Source organism: uncultured Pseudoteredinibacter sp. (assembly GCF_947502065.1).
GTDB lineage: Bacteria > Pseudomonadota > Gammaproteobacteria > Pseudomonadales > Cellvibrionaceae > Pseudoteredinibacter.
Genome location: NZ_CANMYE010000003.1, coordinates 227,665 through 249,288, shown reverse-complemented (window position 1 = coordinate 249,288; position 21,624 = coordinate 227,665). Strand labels below are relative to the sequence as shown.

The window sequence follows — 21,624 nt, the reverse complement described above, 5'->3', positions numbered from 1 at the left end:
TAAAGGCCTTTGAGTGAGTACGCATCTTAGTTGGTCACAATATTGGCGCGGTGGTGCTGGAGAATCTTTACAGGCTCACCCTGCTAGCCCGTTGTATGGCTTTGCCTCTGAATATTTTCTTAAGCGCATAAGCACTCAAGAATCAGTATTGGATATAGCAACTGGTAATGGAGCGCTTTTACGGCGTTTGCCTCTTGAACACGGTGGTCTGCGTGCAGGGGTTGATTACAGTGATATCTCGCCTCAGTTAGAATTGCGAAATAAACATAGCTTCGTCCGTATGGACGGCTCGCGCCTAGGGTTTGCAGCGAGTAGCTTTGACTGGGTTGTCAGTCAATTTGGTTTTGAATATGTAAGCAGAGAGCCGGCATTAGCTGAGTTGTTTAGAGTTTTGCGTGAGCGGGCACAGGTTATGCTGTTGTGTCACCGTGAAGGCTCTTACCTTTGTGCTCACTCTAAGCAGCAGTTGCTAGAAGCGCAGCTGCTCATGAAGAGCCCCTTGTTTCTATTGGCGCGGCAATGGTCGGAGTGTTTTCACTGCGAGCAATTCGAGCGTTGCGAGCTGAAATTATGTATGGATTCCTTATTTGCCCAGATTCGTTTGCCAAAAGAATCGAGTTTATTGTTGGCGCTACTTCACGGTGTGATGCAATGGGTTCGGGATGTTCAATCCGGACGCTATACCGGGCAACAAGCTCAACAAATCGTCAATCAATGGGTGATAGCCTTAGAAGCAAACATTGAGCGCTTAGCGCATCAATTGGATGTTGCTTTAGGCACTAAAGATCAGAAATATCTGATCAATGAATTTAAGCGCCAAGGCTTTAAAGCCAAGACCGTTGCCATTTCAGAGCAGGGGCGGTCATTGGCTTGGGGGATGTATTTTTCGAGAGGGGGCTAGGCTAGCATGGACATTGCTGCTTCCATCTCAGCCGAAATATCTTCGCCTTCGGCATCTTCCATATTGGGGTCTAGGCCTAGTCGTTTAAAGGCAGTGACTGTAGCGTAGTCCGTATTGGCAAATGGGTGGTTGCCGCCCATATAGTTTTGCAGCATGGCTACAGTAACAATATCGGCGTAGCTTACCTCGTCGCCTTCTCGGTTAAAATCTAGGTGCTGACTTGGTACGTGCACTAGTTCTGGCGAGAATTCCCAGGTGCTTAAAATCTTGTCGCCAAGTTCTGCGCCGAGATCATAGATAAGCATATCCAATACAAAGGGGTTGTTTAAAGATTCTGGGTTTTCTTCAGCGTATTTAAATATCGGTAGGGTGCCAATATTATGTACCAGGCCAGCGAGTGTTGCTTGGTCTGGTTGCAGGTCTGTACGAAACTTGCACAGCACATTGCACATCCCGGCAATTTCGCTGGAGCGGCTCCAAACTTCACGAATTCGACGATCGATCTCCTTGGATTTGGCTTGGAACATTTGCTCCATCGCAAGCCCCATAGCTAGGGAAGCCGTAAACTGTAGGCCAAGGCGTGAAAGGGCCATTTGTAGGTTGGTGATTTCCTGCGCTCCGCGCATTGTCGGACTGTTGGCTACTTTAATGATTCTGGCGGTAAGCGCTACATCATTGCCAATAACCTTATTTAGATCCATTACTCCGGCATCAGGGTCTTCAGCGACCTCGCGCACTTGCAAAGCTATCTCAGGCAGGCTGGGCAGTACCAATTCGTCATTATCAATGGCGGAAAGAATATCTGTACGGGCTTGGGCCGCTAGTGGATTCATTGCGTCGTCTCGTTTCAAGCTGCATTTAGGCCGCCAACGAGCGACCGGTGTTTAAGTTATAGCATATGGCAGCGGTTCTATCGTGAAATTCCAGGGTCCATCCTCAGACAATGCTAGTGCAGTTTGCTCAGCACCATCTTTGACAACAGCTAATGCTTCAAGGCCTTGGGGCCCTTTGGCAAAGTTAACCAGTTCACCGACAGCTTGTTTGTTGGCACCGTAAACACTCATGCCGCTGTATAAGCTTGCAAGTTCAACTTGCGACTCGGTTATCCCCTCGACGAGGCGAACTGTGTGGCGTTTAACATTACCCCGGTATTGCATTCTGGCGATAATTTCCTGGCCGGTATAGCAACCCTTTTGATAGTTAATGCCGTCCAGTTCATTGAAATTGAGCATTTGAGGAATGATTGCTTCCTCAACACCCGCTTCAACTTCAGCGATCCCCGCTTGAATATCTAATAACTTCCAATGGGAGCTATCGACCAAAGTGGCCTCAGACTTTAGCTGTTCAAGCAAATTCTTTATATTTTCTTGCTCTGCCCAAAGTTCGAAGCGCCCCTTGCCAATATTCAGCACATGCACACCGTCTTTATAGGCGCTATTCCCTTCTTCAATGGGCAGCTCCCAAGCGGACAGTTGTTGCTCAGCTTGCTCGCCGGCAAGACCTAAGCCCATCAGTTTGTCGTTAAGGCTAAGTTCTACCTTTGAAAAGATCGCATATTTAGCCAAAGCGGCAAGGGCGGAGTCGCTAATGTTGTGGCGTAATGTAAGAAGGATATGCTCATCGCTAAGTGCGCTGGCGCGAAAACTGCTGATCATGCGTCCTTTGTGATTGCAGTGTGCCCCCAGCTGCCATTGACTGGGGCTAACGTCATCTAAATTACAGGTCAGCTGTCCCTGCAAGAACTTTTTGCTGTCTGGGCCCACCACAGCAATGGCGCATTTGTGATCTAAGCTGCAAAGCTGCAGCGGGCTATTAAAACTCTTAGCGGCTTCGCTGTTGCTTAGCTCGAGTGAAAGGGCTTGCTTAAGTTCTGACCAGTTGCTCATGGTGATTCCTAATTGAATTAGCCCGATATTGTAAAATATTTTTTAACATCTGTGGTCGCTGTCGCAGGCTTTCAATTATAATTAGTCAAAGCTGAAATTGAGGTACCTATGGAGAAGAATCGCCTATTCTGGGGCAGTCGTCGAGGCATGCTAGAGCTAGATCTGGTGTTGTTGCCATTTCTAGAGAATATTTACCCTAATCTTGAACAAGAAGATAAGGAGCGTTATTGGGCTCTTTTAGAGTGTGAAGATCAAGATATGTTTGCTTGGTTTTTAAAGCGCCAGGACCCTGAAGACCCAGAATTGCTGAAAATCGTCACTATTATTCGCAATAACACTGGTCTGCAAGACTAGAATTTTGGATCAGCTGTTGCCGCCAAGTAAATTTTCGGGCGGAGCCGTTGAGGCCTTTAGGCTGCCCTTGCAGCCTTCTCGTTTGCTAGCCCTCTCGCTGTGCACTTTACACTTCATTATAGCCGCCTGCGTTCTGTGGCTTTTACCTTTAAATAGCTGGCTGCTGTGGCTTATTGTCCTCACCTTGCTACTCAGCTGTGCTTTATGGCTGCTTAAGCATTGGTCCATGTCTGGCTTTCAGTTGTGTTGCTGTTCTTGTGAGCATGCTGGAGTAGAATTTACATTGCAGGCGGTTGGTGAGGATCTGCTCAATGCGGTTAGGTTAGAACTGGAATGGCAGCATTATGAGATGATGATTTGGCGAGCCAGGTTATCTTCTCGTAGGCTTGCAGCACTGTTATTGGCGCAACAAAATCAAGCCGAAGCGGCAAACATCGGTAAGCTATATGGTCGACTTTTGTCTTTGCTACCGGATCATAGAGTAGGGTGGCGCCTGCAATTGCTGCGTCGTTGCCATGATGCAAATAAGTGGCGCCTATTGTGCCAGCGAGTCAAATATCAATAACTGCTGCGTCGCTTTAAAGCTTCTGAGAGTTATTGACAATTAAATCTTGCCCGGCGAAATTCATAGGTACCAAAATTGTGTCTTTGGCCACTGCCGATAGTTCTGGGTAGTCCAAAGAGTAATGTAGCCCGCGACTTTCTTTGCGGCTCATGGCGGATCGAATAATTAATTCTGCCACTGTTGCCAAGTTTCTTAGTTCAATTTGGTCGTTACTCACTTTGTAGTTGCTGTAGTATTCAGCAATTTCTTTTTGCAGTAGCTTAATTCTGTGGGTAGCTCTTTCCAGGCGTTTACGGGTTCTTACAATGCCGACGTAATCCCACATAAATCGTCGCAGCTCATCCCAGTTGTGGGAGATAACCACGTCCTCGTCTGAATCGGTCACGCGGGAGGCATCCCAAGGGGCGATAGGTTGAATGTCGGCGACATCGCTAATTGTATCACTGATGTGTCGTGCGGCCGCTTGGGCATAAACGATACACTCGAGTAGGGAATTACTGGCCATCCGGTTAGCGCCGTGCAGGCCAGTAAATGAGGTTTCACCGATCGCATAAAGCTGTTGTAAATCGGTTTGGCCTTTGTGATCAACTACGATACCGCCGCAGGTGTAGTGGGCTGCAGGTACGACGGGAATCCATTCTTTGGTGATATCGATACCGAATTCAAGGCAGCGTGCTTTTACGGTGGGAAAGTGTTCAGCGATAAAGGCTTCGGGTTTATGGCTGATGTCGAGATACAAACAGTCGCTACCTAGGCGTTTCATTTCATGGTCAATGGCGCGGGCGACGATATCTCGCGGGGCCAATTCTTCCCGTTCATCGAATCGGTGCATAAAGCGCTCGCCATTTGGCAGGCGTAGATAAGCGCCTTCACCTCTGAGGGCTTCGGTGATCAAGAATGATTTTGCCTTTGGGTGGAATAGACAGGTCGGGTGGAATTGGTTGAATTCCATATTGGCTACTCGACAACCTGCGCGCCAAGCCATCGCGATGCCGTCACCGGATGCTCCGTCGGGGTTACTGGTGTATAGGTAAACTTTGCTGGCTCCGCCGGTTGCTAAAATTACCGCCTTTGCCTGAAACAGATCGACTCTATCTTTGGGGCGGTTATAAACATAGGCGCCTGCGCAGCGTAACTTACGACTATTAGGGCTTGGCTGTTTGACCAGATCTACGGCGACATGGTGCGCATAGACATCAATGTTTTTATGGCTAAGAGTACGATCAGAAAGGGCTGAATGCACCGCCTGACCTGTGGCGTCAGCACTGTGAATGATGCGTCGATGGCTGTGGCCACCCTCTTTGGTTAAATGGTATTCCTCGCTTTCGGCCTCGCGGGTAAAATCGACGCCTTGATCGATCAGCCAGCGGATAGCATCGGCGCTATTTTCTACGGTAAAGCGCACAGAATCTTCGTGGCACAGCCCTGCGCCTGCATTTAGTGTGTCTTTGACGTGAGCTTCTACAGAATCATCAGAGTCTAAAACCGCCGCAATACCCCCTTGTGCAAACCAAGTTGAGCCTTGATTGATGTCGGATTTACTCAATACGGCCACTTTAAATTTTTCGGCAAGATTCAGTGCTAAAGTGAGACCTGCGGCGCCACTGCCAACAATTAACACGTCGTATTGGTGTCGAGTTTTCATTCTGTAGTTCCTAAAATCCACTGGCACAGAGTGCGAAGTTGGGCGCTAGTATACCGTATCTCAAGCTTTCAGGGGCTGATGGATAATCTTTGCAAAGACAGTGGCTTAGTTTGGCTAACTTAGGTAAAACCTCAGCAAGTAAATTGCTAATTGATTTGGGAACTTGTCTCAGCTTAACCAGTCTATGAGCTATCTTAGGCTCGTCCGTGGTAAAATTAAGCCCAGAATCGGCCAGTGAATTAGTAAAAGAACAATATAGCATCCATCTGAAGGTGGATTGATTGGAGTGAGGCATGGCAGCGCAGTCGGCGCCAACAACAGACCAGCAGTTGGTCGAGCGTGTTCAGAAAGGGGACAAGAAAGCCTTCGATTTGCTGGTGTTAAAGTACCAGCATAAAATCCTGTCTATTATCGGCCGCTATATTAAAGACTCGGCTGAAGTGCATGATGTCGCCCAAGAAGCCTTCATTAAAGCCTATCGCGCTTTGCCCAATTTTCGGGGCGATAGTGCGTTTTATACTTGGCTTTATCGGATTGCTATTAATACCGCTAAGAATTTTTTGGTTTCTCGTAATCGACGCCCACCCGCAAGTGACGTTGAGGTAGAGGACGCCGAATTTTATGGTGGTAGTGAATACTTAAAAGACGTTGATAGCCCAGAAAACAACCTGTTTCGCGATGAGCTGCAAGAAGTGGTCGATCGCGCAATAACTGAATTGCCTGAGGATTTACGTACCGCGGTAACTTTGCGAGAAATGGAAGGCTTAAGCTACGAAGAAATTGCCAGTGTGATGGCCTGCCCGGTAGGTACTGTGAGATCCCGTATTTTCCGTGCCCGAGAGGCGATCGAGAAGGCGATAGCGCCTTTGCTTAAATAGTACGGGCTTGGGCTTAGGTCGCAAAATGTGCGCGAGTTCAAATTTGGCTGAGCTTTTTGTGAACCTTTTGTGAGTCACTGAGTCATATTGAATGATTGTTAGACTAGTCATTTAGCCGTCGTGTTTAGCGGCTCCTAAGTGGCTTTGATGGTGAGGGGTCGCAGCTTCACTATCGCTGCAACTAAGCTAATTGCTTGCAGCAAAACGTATATGGCCTTCAATTGGAAGAGCCGTAATAGATTTGCAATAACTTAAAGCACCGCCAATAGGGTGCTTAACGGGGAAATGCTATGACCGATAAATCCATTGATCAGCATCGTCAGCAGGGTCAGCAATTGGCTGAATCACTGTCGGCTTTGGTAGACGATCAAGCCAGTGATATGGAATTGCGTAGGCTGCTTAAGCAGTCAGATGCTAAGCTGGAGGAACAGTGGTCCCGTTACCATATGATTGGCGCTGCCATGCGTGGTGAGTCGGTTACAGCCAGCGGCAGTCTGCTGCCTGGTGTTCAAGAGGCTTTAGCAGAAGAAGCTCCGCACAGCGCTAAGCCAGCAGGCTTTTGGGCCGGAGCCGGTCGTTTTGCCATTGCCGCTTCGGTAGCTTGTGTAGTGGTTTTAGGTGTGCAGCAAAATTGGCAACAATTTGCGGAGCCTGTTGGTGAAACTGCTGTAGCCGAGGCGCAAGCCAGCCCAGTTATTAGCCAGCCTACCCTGGTAGAGCAGCCCGTACTGGCAGCAGGTGTTAACAGCCCCTTACCAAGAAGTCAGAATCCGGCTATCGTCAATCGCAGCCCTAATTTCTTAATGCCCAGCCAGCTAAGTGGTCAGCAGGCCGCACAAAAGGCCTTAACTGAGGAGCAGCTGCAGCGACGTCTTAATATTTTAATGATGGAACATGCCAATAATGCGGCGGCTAACAGTGGTCGAGGTGTGTTACCTTATGCGCGTGTTCCAAAAATCGAACAGTAATCTGTAAATACCCGCTGTTTTATGTTCCTGCCATAGGGCATGTTGGTGAGCGGTGTGAGGTCATGATCTAACATGCAAGCTAGCTATTTGGCTGTGGCGCTGTCTCTTTTCAGCGCCATGGCTGTTGCTCAAACTGAGCCAAATCCTGAACATTCTCCTAGTAACTCCGCCGCCGCTAAGGTGTCCGATATACCTTCATCGGCCGCGCCTCTTGAATCGTCCGGCGATGCACCGTCTGCACAGGGGCAAGGCCCCCAAGGCTCGAGGACCCGTCCTTTAACTGAGCAAGAGCGCCAAGTGATTATTCACAAAGAGGTGCAGCTCATCCTCAATAAAATGTCTCGCGCCGTTCGTGAGTTGGATTACCAAGGCTTGGTGACCTTTGAGTTTGATAATCATGTCGACAGTATGCGCATCTCACATAAAGTGATTGATGGGGTTGAGCATGAAAGCTTGATTCAACTCAACGGTGCACGTCGTGAAGTCCGCAGTGTTGGTCGTGGAGCCAGTTGTACGGCGATTGGTGAGCATCTTTTACGTGGTGCCAGCATGCGCTTAGGTGAGCGTATTTTACGTCTTTGGGATCTTTATCAATACAGTATTCTAGGTCGGCAGCGGATTGCTGATCGCGATGCGCTGTTGCTGGGCGTAAAGCCTCGTGATGAGCACCGTTATGGATATGTTATTGCGGTCGATCGTGAAACGGCTTTGCCGCTTATGCTGGAGCTGGTTGGCGGGGCCAATAAAGTTCGTGAGCGCTTCCAGTTTGTTGACTTGAAATTGGGGCCTGAGGTGGAGCTTTCACCATCGGATGCCACCGATGAGAAGGTGGAGCAGGTTGATCGTTCGCATCTGTGTAGTGATAAAGAACAGTTGCCAGAGATACATAAAACCCGACAAACTTGGGAGGCAAGCTGGTTGCCCGAAGGTTTTGTATTTTCAGGGCAGCAAGCTTCCAAAGCCGGCGGCGATCAAATTATGTATACCGACGGTTTAAATGCCTTATCTATCTTTATTCAGCCGGCTACAGAAGAGCAGGTGATCATTGGAACAACGCATCGTGGCGCAACCTCCGTGGTTATGAGTAAAATGTCCCTAGGGCAGCAGTTGTACACGGTGACAGCGGTTGGGGAAATTCCTGGTGGCAGCCTGCGGCAGATTGCCGAATCGGTGAGACCAAAAGCGCGCTAGCGAGTATAAGTAACACATGGTTGAAGAAGAAGGCCGCATAATAGCCGTGGCCGAAGATCATTTGTGGTTGCAGACCACCCAAAAATCCAGTTGTGATAGCTGTCGAGGCCGTAATGTGTGTGGCCAGCGCTTATTGCAAAACCTTAATGAAAGTCATGGCTTGCTTAAGGTGCCTTTAGATGGGCGGGCGCAACGCGACTTTAAGCTACAAGATAGGGTGAGTATTGGAATCGAAGAGTCTACTTTGGTTCGAGCTAGCGCTATCGCCTATTTAATTCCTTTGCTAATGTTGATTGTATTGGCCTATGTTGGCCAGCAGTTGGGTGGTGAAGGCCTTTCAATTCTGGGTGCGGTGTTGGGCTTGTTGTTGGGGAGTTTGTGGGGGCGTTACCGTCTAGCCGCAGCGGATTGCCAGTCTCGCTATCAGCCGCGCCTCCTTCAATGATATCTGTGTGTAAATTGTACAACTGACAAAATTACCTTTGAGTTTGGAACCAAGTTGTCAAAGGCACATCCAAATTATGACTGTTACGGCTTGAGCCGTTTTTAGAAAACGCTATTGAGGTTAACTATGACGCGACGCAAAGCATCGTCTCTAAAACACTTTCAAAGTTATTTTTACATGATTCTGTTGTTGTTACCGGCTGCTCTGCAGGCGCGCGGACTCCCAGAATTTACCGATTTAATTGAAGAGCGCTCGCCAGCGGTGGTTAAGATTAATACCATCGAAAAAGCTCGTAGTCGTCGCTCTGCGCCCCAGCGACAAGATATTCCGGAAATCTTCCGCCACCTTTTTGAGCAGCGTCAGCGGCAGCAACCGCAGCGTCAGGCTCGCTCTATGGGCTCTGGTTTCATCATCTCTGAAGATGGTTACCTGTTGACCAATAATCACGTTATTGATGGTGCCGACGAAATCAGTGTCAGCTTATTGGACCACCGTGAGTTTGAGGCTGAAGTTATTGGTGTGGATGAGCGCTCTGATCTGGCGCTCCTTAAGATTGAGGCGAGCGACCTGCCTTTTCTAAGCTTTGGTGATTCTGATGAACTCAAAGTAGGCCAGTGGGTGTTGGCTATCGGCTCCCCCTTTGGGCTCGATTTTACTGCTAGTCAGGGCATAGTGAGTGCCATTGGCCGCAGCATTCCGACGGAAAACAACGAAAACTATGTCCCTTTTATCCAGACCGATGTGGCTATTAATCCTGGTAATTCCGGTGGTCCACTGTTCAATTTGGCGGGTGAGGTGATTGGTATTAATTCCCAGATCTTTACCCGCTCTGGTGGGTCTAACGGTCTTTCATTTGCTATTCCTTCAACTGTTGCGCAAGAAGTGGTTAGGCAGCTGCGCGAAAAAGGCCGTGTTGATCGTGGTTGGTTGGGTGTTGCTATCCAAGATGTAGATTCAGATTTGGCCGCTTCCTTAGGAATGTCAAAACCGGTCGGTGCCTTGATTTCTCAAATTGACCCGAAAGGCCCCGCAGCGGAATCCGGTTTGCGTGCTGGGGATGTGATTACCAAGTTTAACGGTTACGACATCAACACTTCTGGTGACTTGCCCCATGCGGTAGGTCGAACTCAACCCGGTAATCAGGTTGATGCCAAGGTAATGCGCGAAGGTAAGGAAATCACACTTGAGGTGACGGTTGGCTCGCTTGGGGGTGAAAATGACCAGGTCGCCGGCACTCGAGCCAATATGGGTGGCAGACTTGGGGTCGAGGTTGAAGAAGTAGGTGATCGTTTACGTCGTGCATGGAACCTAGATGGTGGTGTGATTATTAAGCGCGTTCGCCCTGATAGTCCAGCATCCAAGGCCGGACTGCGCCCAGGGATGGTGATTGTACAGATGGGCTTTAAGGCAGTTAAGGATGTTGAAGGCTTCCATAGCATCATGTCTGAGCTGCCCGCCAAAGAGCTGCTGCCCATTCGCTTCTTTGTGAACGGTCGCCCTGTCTTTAGAAGCTTCTCGCTACCTGAGTAAATCATTGCCGGCGCGCGCCTGAAATGGCGCCGCCGGGCTAAATGAGGTAGACTTGCGCCCTATAATTTTCCTGTGCCTTGGCTTTTGCCGGGGCCGTTTTATTTATGGCGCCTGATAAAGCGCGCCCCTGGATGTTTTGACTATCGTGACTGACCTCAGCCATATCCGTAATTTTTCGATTATTGCCCATATTGACCATGGTAAATCCACCATTGCTGATCGCTTTATTCAGCATTGTGGAGGCCTTTCTGACCGTGAAATGGAAGCCCAAGTACTGGACTCCATGGATCTTGAGCGTGAACGTGGTATTACCATTAAGGCCCAAAGCGTGACCTTGAACTACAAGGCCCGCGATGGTGAAACCTATCAGCTGAACTTTATTGATACTCCAGGGCATGTGGATTTCTCCTATGAGGTATCTCGCTCTTTGTATGCCTGTGAAGGTGCGCTTTTGGTTGTCGATGCCGCGCAAGGGGTCGAGGCTCAATCGGTGGCGAATTGTTACACCGCTATCGAGCAAGGCTTAGAGGTTATTCCAGTACTGAACAAAATGGATCTCCCTCAGGCTGAGCCTGAGCGTGTGGCCCAAGAGATTGAAGATATTATCGGTATTGAAGCTCTTGAAGCGGTGCGCTGCAGCGCTAAGTCGGGTTTAGGTATTGAAGATGTCTTAGAGGAGCTGGTCAGCGGGGTACCTGCGCCAGTCGGTGATACTGAAGCGCCACTACAGGCCCTGATCATTGATTCTTGGTTTGATAATTACCTGGGTGTGGTGTCTCTTGTTCGTGTTAAGGAAGGTACCTTAAACGTTAAAGACAAGATCATGCTGAAATCCACCGGCAAGGCTCATGTTGTTGATGGTGTAGGCATCTTTACTCCTAAGCGCCACCCAACCAAAGAGCTAAAAGCTGGTGAAGTTGGTTATGTGGTTGCCGGTATTAAAGATATTCAGGGCGCACCTGTAGGCGACACAATTACTCATGCCAAAACCGAGCAGGTTGAAGCCTTACCGGGTTTCCAAAAGGTCAAACCACAGGTTTACGCTGGCTTGTTCCCCATCAGTTCTGATGATTATGAAGCCTTCCGTGATGCCTTGGCCAAGCTAACGCTAAACGATGCCTCCCTGTTCTATGAACCCGAGAGCTCTGATGCTTTGGGCTTTGGTTTTCGCTGTGGTTTCCTTGGCATGCTGCACATGGAAATCATCCAAGAGCGATTGGAACGTGAGTACAATCTCGATCTAATTACCACCGCACCTACCGTGGTATTTGAAGTCGTCAAAAAAGATGGTGACACGATTTATGTCGACAACCCATCAAAACTACCAGAACTTGGCGATATCGAAGAAATGCGTGAGCCTATCTGCCAAGCCAATATTTTAGTACCCCAAGAACACTTAGGCTCAGTGATTACCCTTTGCGTTGAGAAGCGCGGTGTGCAAAAAGACATGCAGTATGCGGGTAAGCAGGTATCGGTTACCTACGATATGCCAATGAACGAAGTGGTGATGGACTTCTTCGACCGTTTAAAATCGGTAAGCCGTGGTTTTGCTTCTTTGGATTACAGCTTTGATCGTTTCGAAAAGGCAAATCTGGTTCGTTTGGACGTATTGATTAATGGTGAGCGCGTTGATGCGCTTGCGCTGATCGTGCATAAAGACAATGCGCCGTTTAAGGGGCGTGCACTTGCTGACAAAATGAAAGAGCTGATTCCTCGCCAAATGTTTGATGTGGCAATCCAGGCGGCTATTGGTGGCAATGTTGTTGCACGAACTACAGTAAAAGCACTGCGTAAAAACGTAACCGCAAAGTGTTATGGTGGTGACGTTACCCGTAAGAAAAAACTGTTAGAAAAACAGAAAGCGGGTAAAAAACGTATGAAACAAGTTGGTCGAGTAGAGATTCCCCAAGAGGCATTCTTGGCGGTTCTTAAAGTCGACGGTTAATTGATAAGACCTTGGTGAATTCTTTTAATGGATATTAATTTCCCCTTAGTGCTGGTTCTTGCGGTTGCGATCACCGGTGCAATTTGGCTGTTTGACGCTTTGATGCTGGCGCCTGGTCGTAGGCGTCAATTGGCTGAAGTGAAAACGAATCAACAAGGCTCCAAGGCTCTAAGTGAAGAGCAGCAGGCTGATTTGGAAGCGGCGGCGGAGCAAGAGCCGGTGGTCGTTGAGTACGCCAAGTCGTTTTTTCCGGTGTTGGCCATTGTATTGGTTTTACGCTCTTTTATTGCTGAGCCTTTTCAAATTCCGTCGCCATCAATGGTGCCCACATTAAAAATTGGCGACTTTATTTTAGTCAACAAATTTACCTACGGTTTACGTTTGCCGGTTGTGCGCAGCAAGGTGCTTGATATCAATGATCCAGAGCGTGGCGATGTAATGGTGTTTTTCCCGCCCCACAAGCCCGATACTTATTATATTAAGCGGGTTGTTGGCTTGCCTGGTGATCATATTCGCTACACTAATAATGTCCTGTACGTTAACGGTGAAGAGATGCCTCAGAAGGTATTGGCTTCATTACCACCGGCACGACCGCAATATCAGCTGGTAAAAGAAAAGCTGGGTGAAGTCGAGCATGATATGCGCAAGAGTATTATTCCAGGCCGTCTAAGTCGCCACGGTGAGTGGGTGGTTCCTGCAGGTCATTACTTTATGATGGGCGATAATCGCGATAATAGCTCGGATTCACGTGATTGGGGCCCGGTTCCCGAATCGGCAATCGTAGGTAAAGCTTTCGCCGTTTGGATGACTTGGGAATCTTTATTAAGCTTGCCCAGTTTTGATCGCGTCGGCGGTATTAACTAAGCTAATTTGGGAGTAAACATGTCATCTAAGAACTTGTCTCGCCAGCAGGGTATGTCACTAACGAGTATGTTGGTGGTGGCCTTTATTTTTGGCTCGTTGTTAATGTTCCTAAGTCAGACGGTACCGGCCTTTATCGACGACCGCTTTGTAAAGTCTACTTTGGTTTCTCTCACCAATGGGTCGATGAGTGTAGTTGGTAAGTCACCGCGAACTGTGCGAGATAACTTATCGAAGCAATTCTCTTTAAATAATGTTCGTGGTGCTGCCTCAGACCCGAAGAACTGGACAATTGAGCGTATTGACGATCATTTTATTGTGATTATCGATTATGAGGTGCGCAACAATCTTATTTCTAATATTGATGTGGTCATGCATTTTAGACATCGTTTAGATACCCGTAACCCAGAGATTTGTTGTACCGATCGTGCCAAACCCTAATACTCAAAGCCCAAGCCGCATTCGCTTGTTACAGCGCCTCGGGCATGACTTCGAAGATGTTGAGCTGCTTGAGTTGGCTTTAACTCATCGCAGTTGCGGAAAGCGTAACAATGAGCGTTTGGAGTTTCTAGGAGACTCCATTTTAGGTTTTGTAATCGGCCAGCGCTTGTTTGAAATTATTCCCGATGCCAGCGAAGGCCAGTTAAGTCGCGTTAGATCAGCCTTGGTTAAAGGTGAAACCTTAGCAGCCATTGCTCGGGAGTTTGATTTGGGCGAAAGCTTAAAGCTAGGCGGTGGCGAAATAAAAAGTGGAGGCTTTCGCCGAGAATCCATTTTAGCCGATGCTGTTGAAGCGCTTATTGGCGCCATTTATGAAGATGCTGGCTTTGAAAAAGCAAAATCTTGCGTTTTAAATTGGTTTGATAGCCGTTTAGATGCCCAGCAGTTGATGGAAACAGACAAAGACCCCAAAACCAGTTTGCAAGAGCTTATGCAGTCTCGCAAGTTAGCTTTACCGGTTTATGAGGTGGTGTCAGTTGAAGGTGAGCACCATCAACAGAGCTTTGTTGTTCAATGCCGCGTTGCGCTATTGGCGGAGCCTGTTAAGGCTGAAGCGACTTCCCGCCGTAAAGCCGAAAAAGCGGCTGCTGCGGATGCTTTGAATATGATCAAACAACAACAGTTGTAAGGGTGATTTATGACTTCTAAAAACGTTCAACCCGAACGCTGTGGCTATATAGCCATTGTTGGACGCCCCAATGTTGGCAAATCCACTTTGTTGAATCATATTCTGCAGCAAAAAATCAGTATAACCTCGCGTAAACCCCAAACTACAAGACACAATGTGCTTGGCATCAAAACTGAAGGGCCGAGTCAGTTTATCTATGTTGATACTCCGGGTTTGCATTTGCAGCATAGTCGGGCAATTAACCGCTATATGAATCGTGCTGCTACAACGGCAATTCGCGATGTAGATTTGGTTGTTTTTTTAGTTGATCGATTGGCTTGGACCGAAGAAGATGAAATGGTCGTTAAGCGCCTGCAGAACCTCAATTGCCCCATTATATTGGCGGTAAACAAGGTTGATATGTTGGAAGATAAAGAACAGTTACTTCCGCATCTGCAAACGCTTATGGACAAGCTTCCCATTGAAGAGGTCGTACCGATTTCGGCTCTACGGGGGCATAACCTAGAGGCGCTGGAAAAAGAAGTGGAAAAACGATTGCCAGAAGGCATGCACTTTTTTCCCGAAGATCAGGTTACCGATCGCAGCTCCCGGTTTATGGCAGCGGAAATTGTACGAGAAAAAATTACTCGCCAGCTAGGCGATGAGTTGCCCTATCAGATGACCGTTGAAATTGAAGAATTTTCAGCGCAGGGCCATGTATTGCATATTTCTGCGCTAATATTGGTTGAGCGTGATGGCCAAAAGAGAATCCTTATTGGTGATAAGGGCGCGAAGATTAAAAACATAGGTTCTCAAGCACGAGAAGATATGGAGCATTTGTTCGATTGTAAGGTGATGCTGAAACTTTGGGTTAAAGTGAAGTCAGGCTGGTCGGATGATGAGCGGGCTTTACGTAGTTTGGGCTACGACGACCTGTAAGAATCGGCGGGTTTTTTAGGTGACGATTTATGGCCCAGCTTGAAGTTGTCGAAAACCAAGAAGTCTATGTTCTTCACAGCCGCCCGTTCCGTGACAGTAGTCTATTAGTAAACTTAATTAGCCCAGAGTATGGTCGCGTTAATGTCATCGCAAAAGGCGCGCGCAAACAATCGGGTAAACGCCAACTTCGCCAACCCCTGCAGGTTTTGACCCCCTTATTGGTCGACTGGCAAGGGCGCACTTCTTTAAAAACGCTATTGCGCTGGGAGTATCGCCAGAGCGCGCTTCCACTTCAAGGGGAGCGCTTGTACAGTGCGCTTTATCTGAACGAGCTACTGCTAAAGTTATTGCCAGAGAACGACAGTTCGAGTGAGTTATTTAAACCCTATGAAAGTTGTTTGCAGAATTTGTTAAAGGACCAACCTTTACAGCCTGTACTGCGTAACTTCGAGTTAGATTTACTGACATGTTTGGGTTATGGCTTAGATTTTGAGCACGAAGAGAATGGCCAGGCCATCAGTTCTGAGGGCTATTATTGCTGGCAAAAAAGCGGGCTGTTTTGCCAGGCTAGAGGCCCTAATGCATACGCTGGCACTCATTTGCTTGCCATCTCTCAGCGTGACTTTTCTGAGCTGCCAGTGCTCCGCAGTGCCAAAATGTTGATGCGAGAGGTTATAGATCAGCTACTTGATTACCAGCCATTAAAAACTAGAGAATTTTTCCGACAGATGCAGTCTTCAAAATCCAAATCGAGCTCAGCCTTTACACTCGCTAGCGCTGCTTCGGTAAAGGAAGGGAGTCATGATTAAAGGTTTGGGAACCGATATAGTGCAAATTGCTAGGGTGGCTGCTAGTTTAGAGCGCACTCAAGGGCGTTTGCTGCAACGTATATTGACCCCCACCGAACAGGAAATATATGCGATAAAAGCGGCTGCGGGTGAACAGCAAGCGCTGCATTATTTTGCTAAGCGATTTGCGGCGAAAGAAGCCGTAGGCAAGGCTTTGGGTACGGGTATAGGGCAAGGGGTTTCCTGGCACCATATTGAAGTTCGCAATAACGACATTGGGGCTCCAGAGGTCTTCTTAAGTGACAAGGCTTCCTTCCATATGCAGCGCCTAGGTGCAAACAGCTGTCATCTAAGTCTCAGCGATGAACAAGAATACGCCGTAGCTTTTGTAGTTTTGTCTTAACTTAGGCCAGACTATTATTACGCTATTTTTAATGGAATTTAAGGCTACTTATTTGCCTATTCATAAGCCGCCGGTATCAATGGCATTTCCATTTAGCCGCAGACTTGGGTCACTAGTTAAGATAACGATGACCATTGTTAGAACAAATTGCCCCAAGCAAAGACCTTATCGCTCTAAGTGAAAGGTTTTCCCTATTTACGCTTGGCATTAGAATGCAAGCTCATAGACGTGAATAATCATAGAGAGCCAGCCTGTGTTTCCAAGCATTGAAGATTATATCGGTAATACCCCTTTGGTCCGTTTGCAGCGCCTGCATGGACAGAGTAGTAATACAATTTTGCTTAAATTGGAGGGTAATAACCCAGCTGGCTCTGTAAAAGATCGGCCGGCTTTATCGATGATTCAAAGGGCCGAAGCTCGTGGAGATATTCAGCCCGGGGATACCTTAATTGAGGCCACCAGTGGCAATACTGGCATTGCTTTGGCGATGGCGGCGGCCATTAAAGGTTATCGAATGGTTTTGATCATGCCTGCCAATTCGACCCAAGAACGCAAAGATGCCATGGCAGCTTATGGTGCGACCTTAATCGAGGTAAGCCAAGAGCAGGGTATGGAGTACGCCCGCGACCTTGCAACGCAAATGGCGGAGCAGGGTGAGGGCAAAGTACTTGATCAGTTTGCGAACCATGATAATCCACTGGCCCATTATCAGGGCACAGGGCCGGAAATTTGGCGTCAGAGTGAGGGTAAAATCACTCACTTTGTGAGCTCAATGGGTACAACTGGAACCATTATGGGTACATCTCGCTACCTAAAAGAGCAGAATGCTGATATTGAAATTATTGGTTTGCAGCCTGAAGATGGCGCTAGTATTCCAGGTATTCGCCGTTGGCCTAAGGAATATTTACCTAGCATCTTCGATGAGACTCGGGTCGATCGGGTCATCAATATGGGGCAGCAAGAAGCTGAAGATACCATGCGCCAATTAGCGCGCGAAGAGGGGATCTTTTGCGGTGTCTCATCGGGTGGCTCGGTAGCGGGAGCCTTACGATTAAACCAAGAGCTGGAAAACGCAGTGATCGTTGCGGTGGTGTGTGATCGTGGCGACCGTTATTTATCCTCTGGCCTATACACGGCTAAATAATCACTGGCTAGTATTGCACCATGCTCTCTACTTTCTTAGGTGATCGGTACTGGATTGACAGGTGATCGGTACTGGATTGGCACGTAAAATTGCCGGCAGCCTCAATCAAGTTGGATTGAGCTTGCAGGCAAGGTAAAATGCGATTCGCTTTTACATCACGTTGTTCTGCTATGTCTCGCTCTGCACATTTTTCTCGCCTAAAAACGGCCAAATCATTTAGCAATAAAAGTAAGCTCGCTGGGCAACCATCGCAGGAGTTGTTGTTAGATGTTGTGCGCTTGGACGATGAAGGAAATGGTATTGCAAAAGCTCCTATAGGGGGGCTAAACCAGACCACAGACATAAAGATACCGTTTTCTTTACCAGGCGAGCGTTGCCTCGTTAACTATGTTGAGGGCTCTGACTCGGCGGAACTGGTCGAGCTTGTGCGCCACTCACAGCAACGTCAAGAACCACCCTGTGAGCACTTTGCTCATTGTGGCGGCTGCCAGCTGCAACATATGACATACTCGCGACAGCTGGAATTTAAACGTGATCGAATGTGGGCGGGTTTACAGGGTTTGCTAAACCTCAAAAGCCAAGCTACAAAGTCGAAGGTCAAACCTAAGCTAGGCAAAAAGCCAGCAAGCAAAGCCTCAATACCCTCTGTCATCCAAACTAGGCTCAAGTGCCGCGAAGACATTTCCTTATTGTCCTGTGACCCTTTTGAATATCGGCGCCGGGCGCGTCTGGGGATCAGCAAGGGGGGGCAGTTAGGGTTTCGCCGTGCGAATAGCAACGACACAATAAGTTTGGGCAATTGTCTTAATTTAAGTTCAAATTTACAGCAAGTCATGCAGTCTTTGAATGAGTTTTTCATTCGACACAAAGATGTGCCATGGTCGAAGCATGTTGGCCATGTCGAATTACTGGACGTCGCACCTAGCCCGCTAATTTTAATGAGGCTTGTAATGCCTGTCGCCGATAAAGTATTTGCTGAGCTAAATGACTTGATCGCAGCCCGTAACTGGCGCTTAGCTGTTCAAAGCGAAAAGTCAGGGAATTACACTCCCCATCAGGGGCTCTTAAACAGTTATTACCCTTTACATGGTTTGGATATTGTCTTTGAACCAGGAAAGTTTATTCAAATAAATGATTCACTAAACCAAGCAATGGTGTCACAAGCCCTAAGCTGGTTAACTTTAGAGGGTACTGAACGTTTACTGGACCTGTTTTGCGGTACTGGAAATTTTAGCCTTACATTTGCGCAACATGCCGGCCAGGTCTTAGGCGTAGAACTAAGTCCAGAGATGGTCGCCATTGCAGCGCAAAACGCTGCGGATTTGGGGATAGAAAATGTCGAGTTTGTGGCGGCGAATCTTGATGCAGGTGAAAGTTTCCTCCGTGCTCACGAAAAACTGGCGCAGGCGAAGCCAGATATTGTCGTTTTAGATCCGCCAAGGGCCGGTGCAGCGGGCTTTATACCAACTTTGTTAGAACTTTCACCGCAGCGAATACTCTATATTTCTTGCCATCAAGGCAGCTTTCTTCGAGATTTACGCAAACTTGGCGGTGCATCGTATCGACTCGAAAAATTGTCTGTTATGGATATGTTTCCAAATACGGAACATGTAGAATGCATGGCGCTGTTGTCTAGGTAGACTTTCTAGACCACCCATTTAGTGCCTTCAAGGCACCGAAGAGAAAAAAACAATAACAAGTAAATGCAGTATTTGTCAGCAGGAGCGAGCACAATTCTATAGTCTGATTTATTAAAACGGGGCGATTTGTAAATACTGCCCTAGTTCGACTTGCAGTTGTGAATTTAATATATGGTCAAAGTACGTGAAGATCACCCCATTGGTGCCGACGGCAGTGTAGATATCCCCTCTTGGATAAGGCGCCTACAAACTCGTTTTGATGATAGCGAGCATCTGAGCCCTGGCGACCAAGCTCTGCTGCTCCAAGTTTGTCAATTTGTGCAGGAAATTGAGGCCAATGTAGAGCCTTCCGAGAACAGCTGGGCTGACAGTCAAGGCTGCTTCCGCACAGGCTTGGAAATGGCTGAAATTTTGGCTGACTTACAAGCCGACACTGATGTCTTATTGGCAGCCATTTTGTATCGCGCCGTACGAGAACACAAATTAGCTTTAAATACTGTAGAAAAAAAGTATGGCTCACAGATATCGGCCTTGATATCGGGTGTGTTGCGAATGGCTGCCATTAGTAATTTACGCAACGATAGTGAAGAAAGTGTTTTAGGTAGCCCGTCTGCTGAGCAAGCAGAAAATATCCGCAAAATGCTTGTGGCCATGGTGGATGATGTTCGGGTTGCTTTGGTAAAGCTTGCGGAGCGTACCTGTGCAATTCGAGCCGCCAAACATGCGAATGACGATAAAAAGCGCCGTGTTGCCCGTGAGGTAGCCGATGTCTATGCGCCTTTGGCCCATCGTTTAGGCATTGGTCATATCAAGTGGGAGCTGGAAGATTTATCGTTTCGTTATCTCGAGCCTGATGACTATATGCACATCGCTAAACTATTGGATGAGCGTCGAGTCGATCGACAGGACTATATCGAAAATGTGATTCAGCTTTTGCAAGATGCCGCTGAGGAGTCACGCATTGAAGCCGAGATCCAAGGTCGTGCTAAGCACATCTACAGTATTTGGCGCAAGATGCGTCGTAAAGACATTGGCTTTTCACAAGTTTACGATATTCGGGCGGTGCGGGTTTTAGTACCGACAGTGCGTGACTGTTATACCATCTTAGGAATTGTTCATAGCCAGTGGCGCCTGATCCCCAATGAGTTTGATGACTATATTGCCTCGCCGAAAGAGAATGGCTATCGCTCTTTACACACCGCTGTTATTGGTCCGGACCGTAAAGTTTTAGAGATTCAGATTCGCACCCATGCTATGCATGAAGAAGCCGAGTTTGGCGTTTGTGCACATTGGAAGTATAAAGGCACTGACGACAATCAAAATCAAGATAGTTACGAGCAAAAAATTGCCTGGCTGCGACAGGTCCTGGAGTGGAGTGAGGAGCTTGGCACCAATGCCTTGCAGGATGACCTGCAGCGTGGAGTAGAACAAGATCGAGTGTATGTTTTCACACCCGATGGCCATGTTATTGATTTGCCACCCAACTCTACGGTTTTGGATTTTGCTTATCGCATACATACCGATGTAGGGCATCGCTGTTGTGGAGCGAAACTCAATGGTCGTATTGTTCCTTTGAATCATACGGTAAGTACCGGTGATCAAATTGAGATTTTGACAGGCAAACGGGAGTCACCAAGTCGAGATTGGCTATCTCCAGCATTGGGTTATTTGAATACCGCACGGGCTCGTGCAAAGGTTCAACAGTGGTTTAAATTACAGGCGAGAGATCAGCACCTGGCTAGCGGACGAGCGTTGTTAGATAAAGAATTCAAACGCTTGGCTGTGGAAAATTTGGATTTTGAAGCGCTGGCACAAAAGCTCAACCTAAAAAGCTTAGAAGGCTTGTACGTCGCGGTTGGGGCAAGTGATATTAGCGTAGGGCAGGTATTAAATGCGGCCCAAAAACTGCTTGGGGTCGATCAGCACCATCCTACCCAACTGGTTGGTCGCGCCAGCGAGCAATTTAATAATGATGATGTTTACATTGATGGTGTCGGTAACCTGATGACCAGCTTTGCGCGTTGTTGCCACCCTGTTCCTGGCGACAGTATCGCTGGATACATAACCCTAGGGCGTGGTGTATCTATTCATCGGCAGGATTGTTCCAATTTATTGCAGCTGCAAATGGAAGAGCCGGGCCGCATTATTGAAGTTTCTTGGTCGGCGGCGCCACAAGATGTTTACGCCGTTTCTATCGCTGTTGAAGCTATCGATCGCCATGGCTTGCTTCGTGATATTACGGCATTGTTGGATGTCGAGCGTATTAACATTACCGCAATGCTTACGCAGTCAAATAAAAATTCTCATACCGTAAGTATGCAGTTCGATATCGAAATCCACAGTTATAGTGAGTTGAGCCGTGTGCTAGAGCGACTCAATCGATTGCCGAATGTGGAATCAGCAAGCCGTAAAAAATAAGACGAAATTTATTGA

General features: G+C 47.8%; 21 protein-coding genes. 18 read left to right on the top strand and 3 right to left on the bottom strand.

The window, feature by feature from the left end:
• The first annotated feature begins 13 nt into the window (after positions 1-13).
• Positions 14-901 (top strand): class I SAM-dependent methyltransferase, encoded by an 888-nt coding sequence (locus Q1A41_RS10755; RefSeq protein ID WP_299978411.1) that lies wholly within the window; start codon positions 14-16, stop codon positions 899-901.
• On the opposite strand, the gene Q1A41_RS10750 is transcribed toward Q1A41_RS10755, so the two are convergent.
• Together Q1A41_RS10750 and Q1A41_RS10745 are read right to left on the bottom strand one after the other, a co-directional pair.
• Entirely contained in the window at positions 898-1,734 is an 837-nt protein-coding gene (locus Q1A41_RS10750) for an HDOD domain-containing protein (protein WP_299978408.1), read from the bottom strand. The genes Q1A41_RS10755 and Q1A41_RS10750 overlap by 4 nt on opposite strands.
• Positions 1,735-1,785: 51 nt before the next feature.
• The gene (locus tag Q1A41_RS10745; RefSeq protein WP_299978405.1) at positions 1,786-2,787 is read right to left on the bottom strand and encodes a hypothetical protein; all 1,002 of its coding nucleotides are present in this window, start codon (positions 2,785-2,787) and stop codon (positions 1,786-1,788) included.
• Between the two features lie 108 nt (positions 2,788-2,895).
• On the opposite strand from Q1A41_RS10745, the gene Q1A41_RS10740 reads away from it, so the two are divergent.
• Positions 2,896-3,141, top strand: coding sequence for a succinate dehydrogenase assembly factor 2 (locus Q1A41_RS10740; protein ID WP_299978402.1), 246 nt, complete (start codon positions 2,896-2,898; stop codon positions 3,139-3,141).
• 226 nt (positions 3,142-3,367) lie between these two features.
• Positions 3,368-3,706, top strand: a complete 339-nt coding sequence (locus Q1A41_RS10735) for a hypothetical protein (protein ID WP_299978399.1) — start codon at positions 3,368-3,370, stop codon at positions 3,704-3,706.
• A 13-nt stretch (positions 3,707-3,719) separates the two neighbouring features.
• Here the strand turns inward: Q1A41_RS10735 and nadB are convergent, their stop codons facing one another.
• Positions 3,720-5,351 carry an L-aspartate oxidase gene (gene nadB, locus Q1A41_RS10730; RefSeq protein ID WP_299978396.1) on the bottom strand — a complete coding sequence of 544 codons (1,632 nt, stop codon included), beginning with the start codon at positions 5,349-5,351 and terminating at the stop codon, positions 3,720-3,722.
• Positions 5,352-5,644: 293 nt separating this feature from the next.
• Between nadB and rpoE the strand changes: the two genes are divergently transcribed.
• The 15 genes from rpoE (at position 5,645) to relA (ending at position 21,609) form a co-directional block, all read left to right on the top strand.
• Positions 5,645-6,229 (top strand): RNA polymerase sigma factor RpoE, encoded by a 585-nt coding sequence (rpoE, locus tag Q1A41_RS10725; protein WP_299978393.1) that lies wholly within the window; start codon positions 5,645-5,647, stop codon positions 6,227-6,229.
• Positions 6,230-6,519: 290 nt separating this feature from the next.
• A complete protein-coding gene (locus Q1A41_RS10720; RefSeq protein WP_299978391.1) occupies positions 6,520-7,197 on the top strand; it encodes a sigma-E factor negative regulatory protein in 678 nt (225 codons plus the stop codon).
• A gap of 72 nt (positions 7,198-7,269) precedes the next feature.
• Positions 7,270-8,388: a MucB/RseB C-terminal domain-containing protein gene (locus Q1A41_RS10715; protein ID WP_299978388.1), complete on the top strand. Its 1,119-nt coding sequence runs from the start codon at positions 7,270-7,272 to the stop codon at positions 8,386-8,388.
• Between the two features lie 16 nt (positions 8,389-8,404).
• Positions 8,405-8,833: a SoxR reducing system RseC family protein gene (locus Q1A41_RS10710; RefSeq protein WP_299978385.1), complete on the top strand. Its 429-nt coding sequence runs from the start codon at positions 8,405-8,407 to the stop codon at positions 8,831-8,833.
• Positions 8,834-8,959: 126 nt separating this feature from the next.
• Positions 8,960-10,363 carry a DegQ family serine endoprotease gene (locus tag Q1A41_RS10705; RefSeq protein ID WP_299978383.1) on the top strand — a complete coding sequence of 468 codons (1,404 nt, stop codon included), beginning with the start codon at positions 8,960-8,962 and terminating at the stop codon, positions 10,361-10,363.
• 145 nt (positions 10,364-10,508) lie between these two features.
• A complete protein-coding gene (gene lepA / locus Q1A41_RS10700; RefSeq protein WP_299978380.1) occupies positions 10,509-12,308 on the top strand; it encodes a translation elongation factor 4 in 1,800 nt (599 codons plus the stop codon).
• Between the two features lie 27 nt (positions 12,309-12,335).
• The gene (lepB, locus tag Q1A41_RS10695) at positions 12,336-13,172 is read left to right on the top strand and encodes a signal peptidase I (RefSeq protein ID WP_299978377.1); all 837 of its coding nucleotides are present in this window, start codon (positions 12,336-12,338) and stop codon (positions 13,170-13,172) included.
• An 18-nt stretch (positions 13,173-13,190) separates the two neighbouring features.
• Positions 13,191-13,610, top strand: a complete 420-nt coding sequence (locus Q1A41_RS10690) for a DUF4845 domain-containing protein (protein ID WP_299978375.1) — start codon at positions 13,191-13,193, stop codon at positions 13,608-13,610.
• Entirely contained in the window at positions 13,597-14,298 is a 702-nt protein-coding gene (gene rnc, locus Q1A41_RS10685; protein WP_299978372.1) for a ribonuclease III, read from the top strand. Before Q1A41_RS10690 ends, rnc begins: the two co-directional genes overlap by 14 nt.
• Positions 14,299-14,307: 9 nt before the next feature.
• The gene (era, locus tag Q1A41_RS10680; protein ID WP_299978369.1) at positions 14,308-15,216 is read left to right on the top strand and encodes a GTPase Era; all 909 of its coding nucleotides are present in this window, start codon (positions 14,308-14,310) and stop codon (positions 15,214-15,216) included.
• Positions 15,217-15,245: 29 nt separating this feature from the next.
• Positions 15,246-16,025, top strand: coding sequence for a DNA repair protein RecO (recO, locus tag Q1A41_RS10675; protein WP_299978366.1), 780 nt, complete (start codon positions 15,246-15,248; stop codon positions 16,023-16,025).
• Positions 16,018-16,407, top strand: a complete 390-nt coding sequence (acpS, locus tag Q1A41_RS10670; RefSeq protein WP_299978363.1) for a holo-ACP synthase — start codon at positions 16,018-16,020, stop codon at positions 16,405-16,407. Before recO ends, acpS begins: the two co-directional genes overlap by 8 nt.
• A 253-nt stretch (positions 16,408-16,660) precedes the next feature.
• Entirely contained in the window at positions 16,661-17,551 is an 891-nt protein-coding gene (gene cysM, locus Q1A41_RS10665) for a cysteine synthase CysM (RefSeq protein ID WP_299978360.1), read from the top strand.
• A gap of 137 nt (positions 17,552-17,688) precedes the next feature.
• Complete coding sequence (gene rlmD / locus Q1A41_RS10660; RefSeq protein WP_299978357.1) at positions 17,689-19,191, top strand: 23S rRNA (uracil(1939)-C(5))-methyltransferase RlmD; 1,503 nt, start codon at positions 17,689-17,691, stop codon at positions 19,189-19,191.
• A 171-nt stretch (positions 19,192-19,362) separates the two neighbouring features.
• Positions 19,363-21,609, top strand: a complete 2,247-nt coding sequence (relA, locus tag Q1A41_RS10655) for a GTP diphosphokinase (RefSeq protein ID WP_299978354.1) — start codon at positions 19,363-19,365, stop codon at positions 21,607-21,609.
• Positions 21,610-21,624 lie beyond the last annotated feature (15 nt).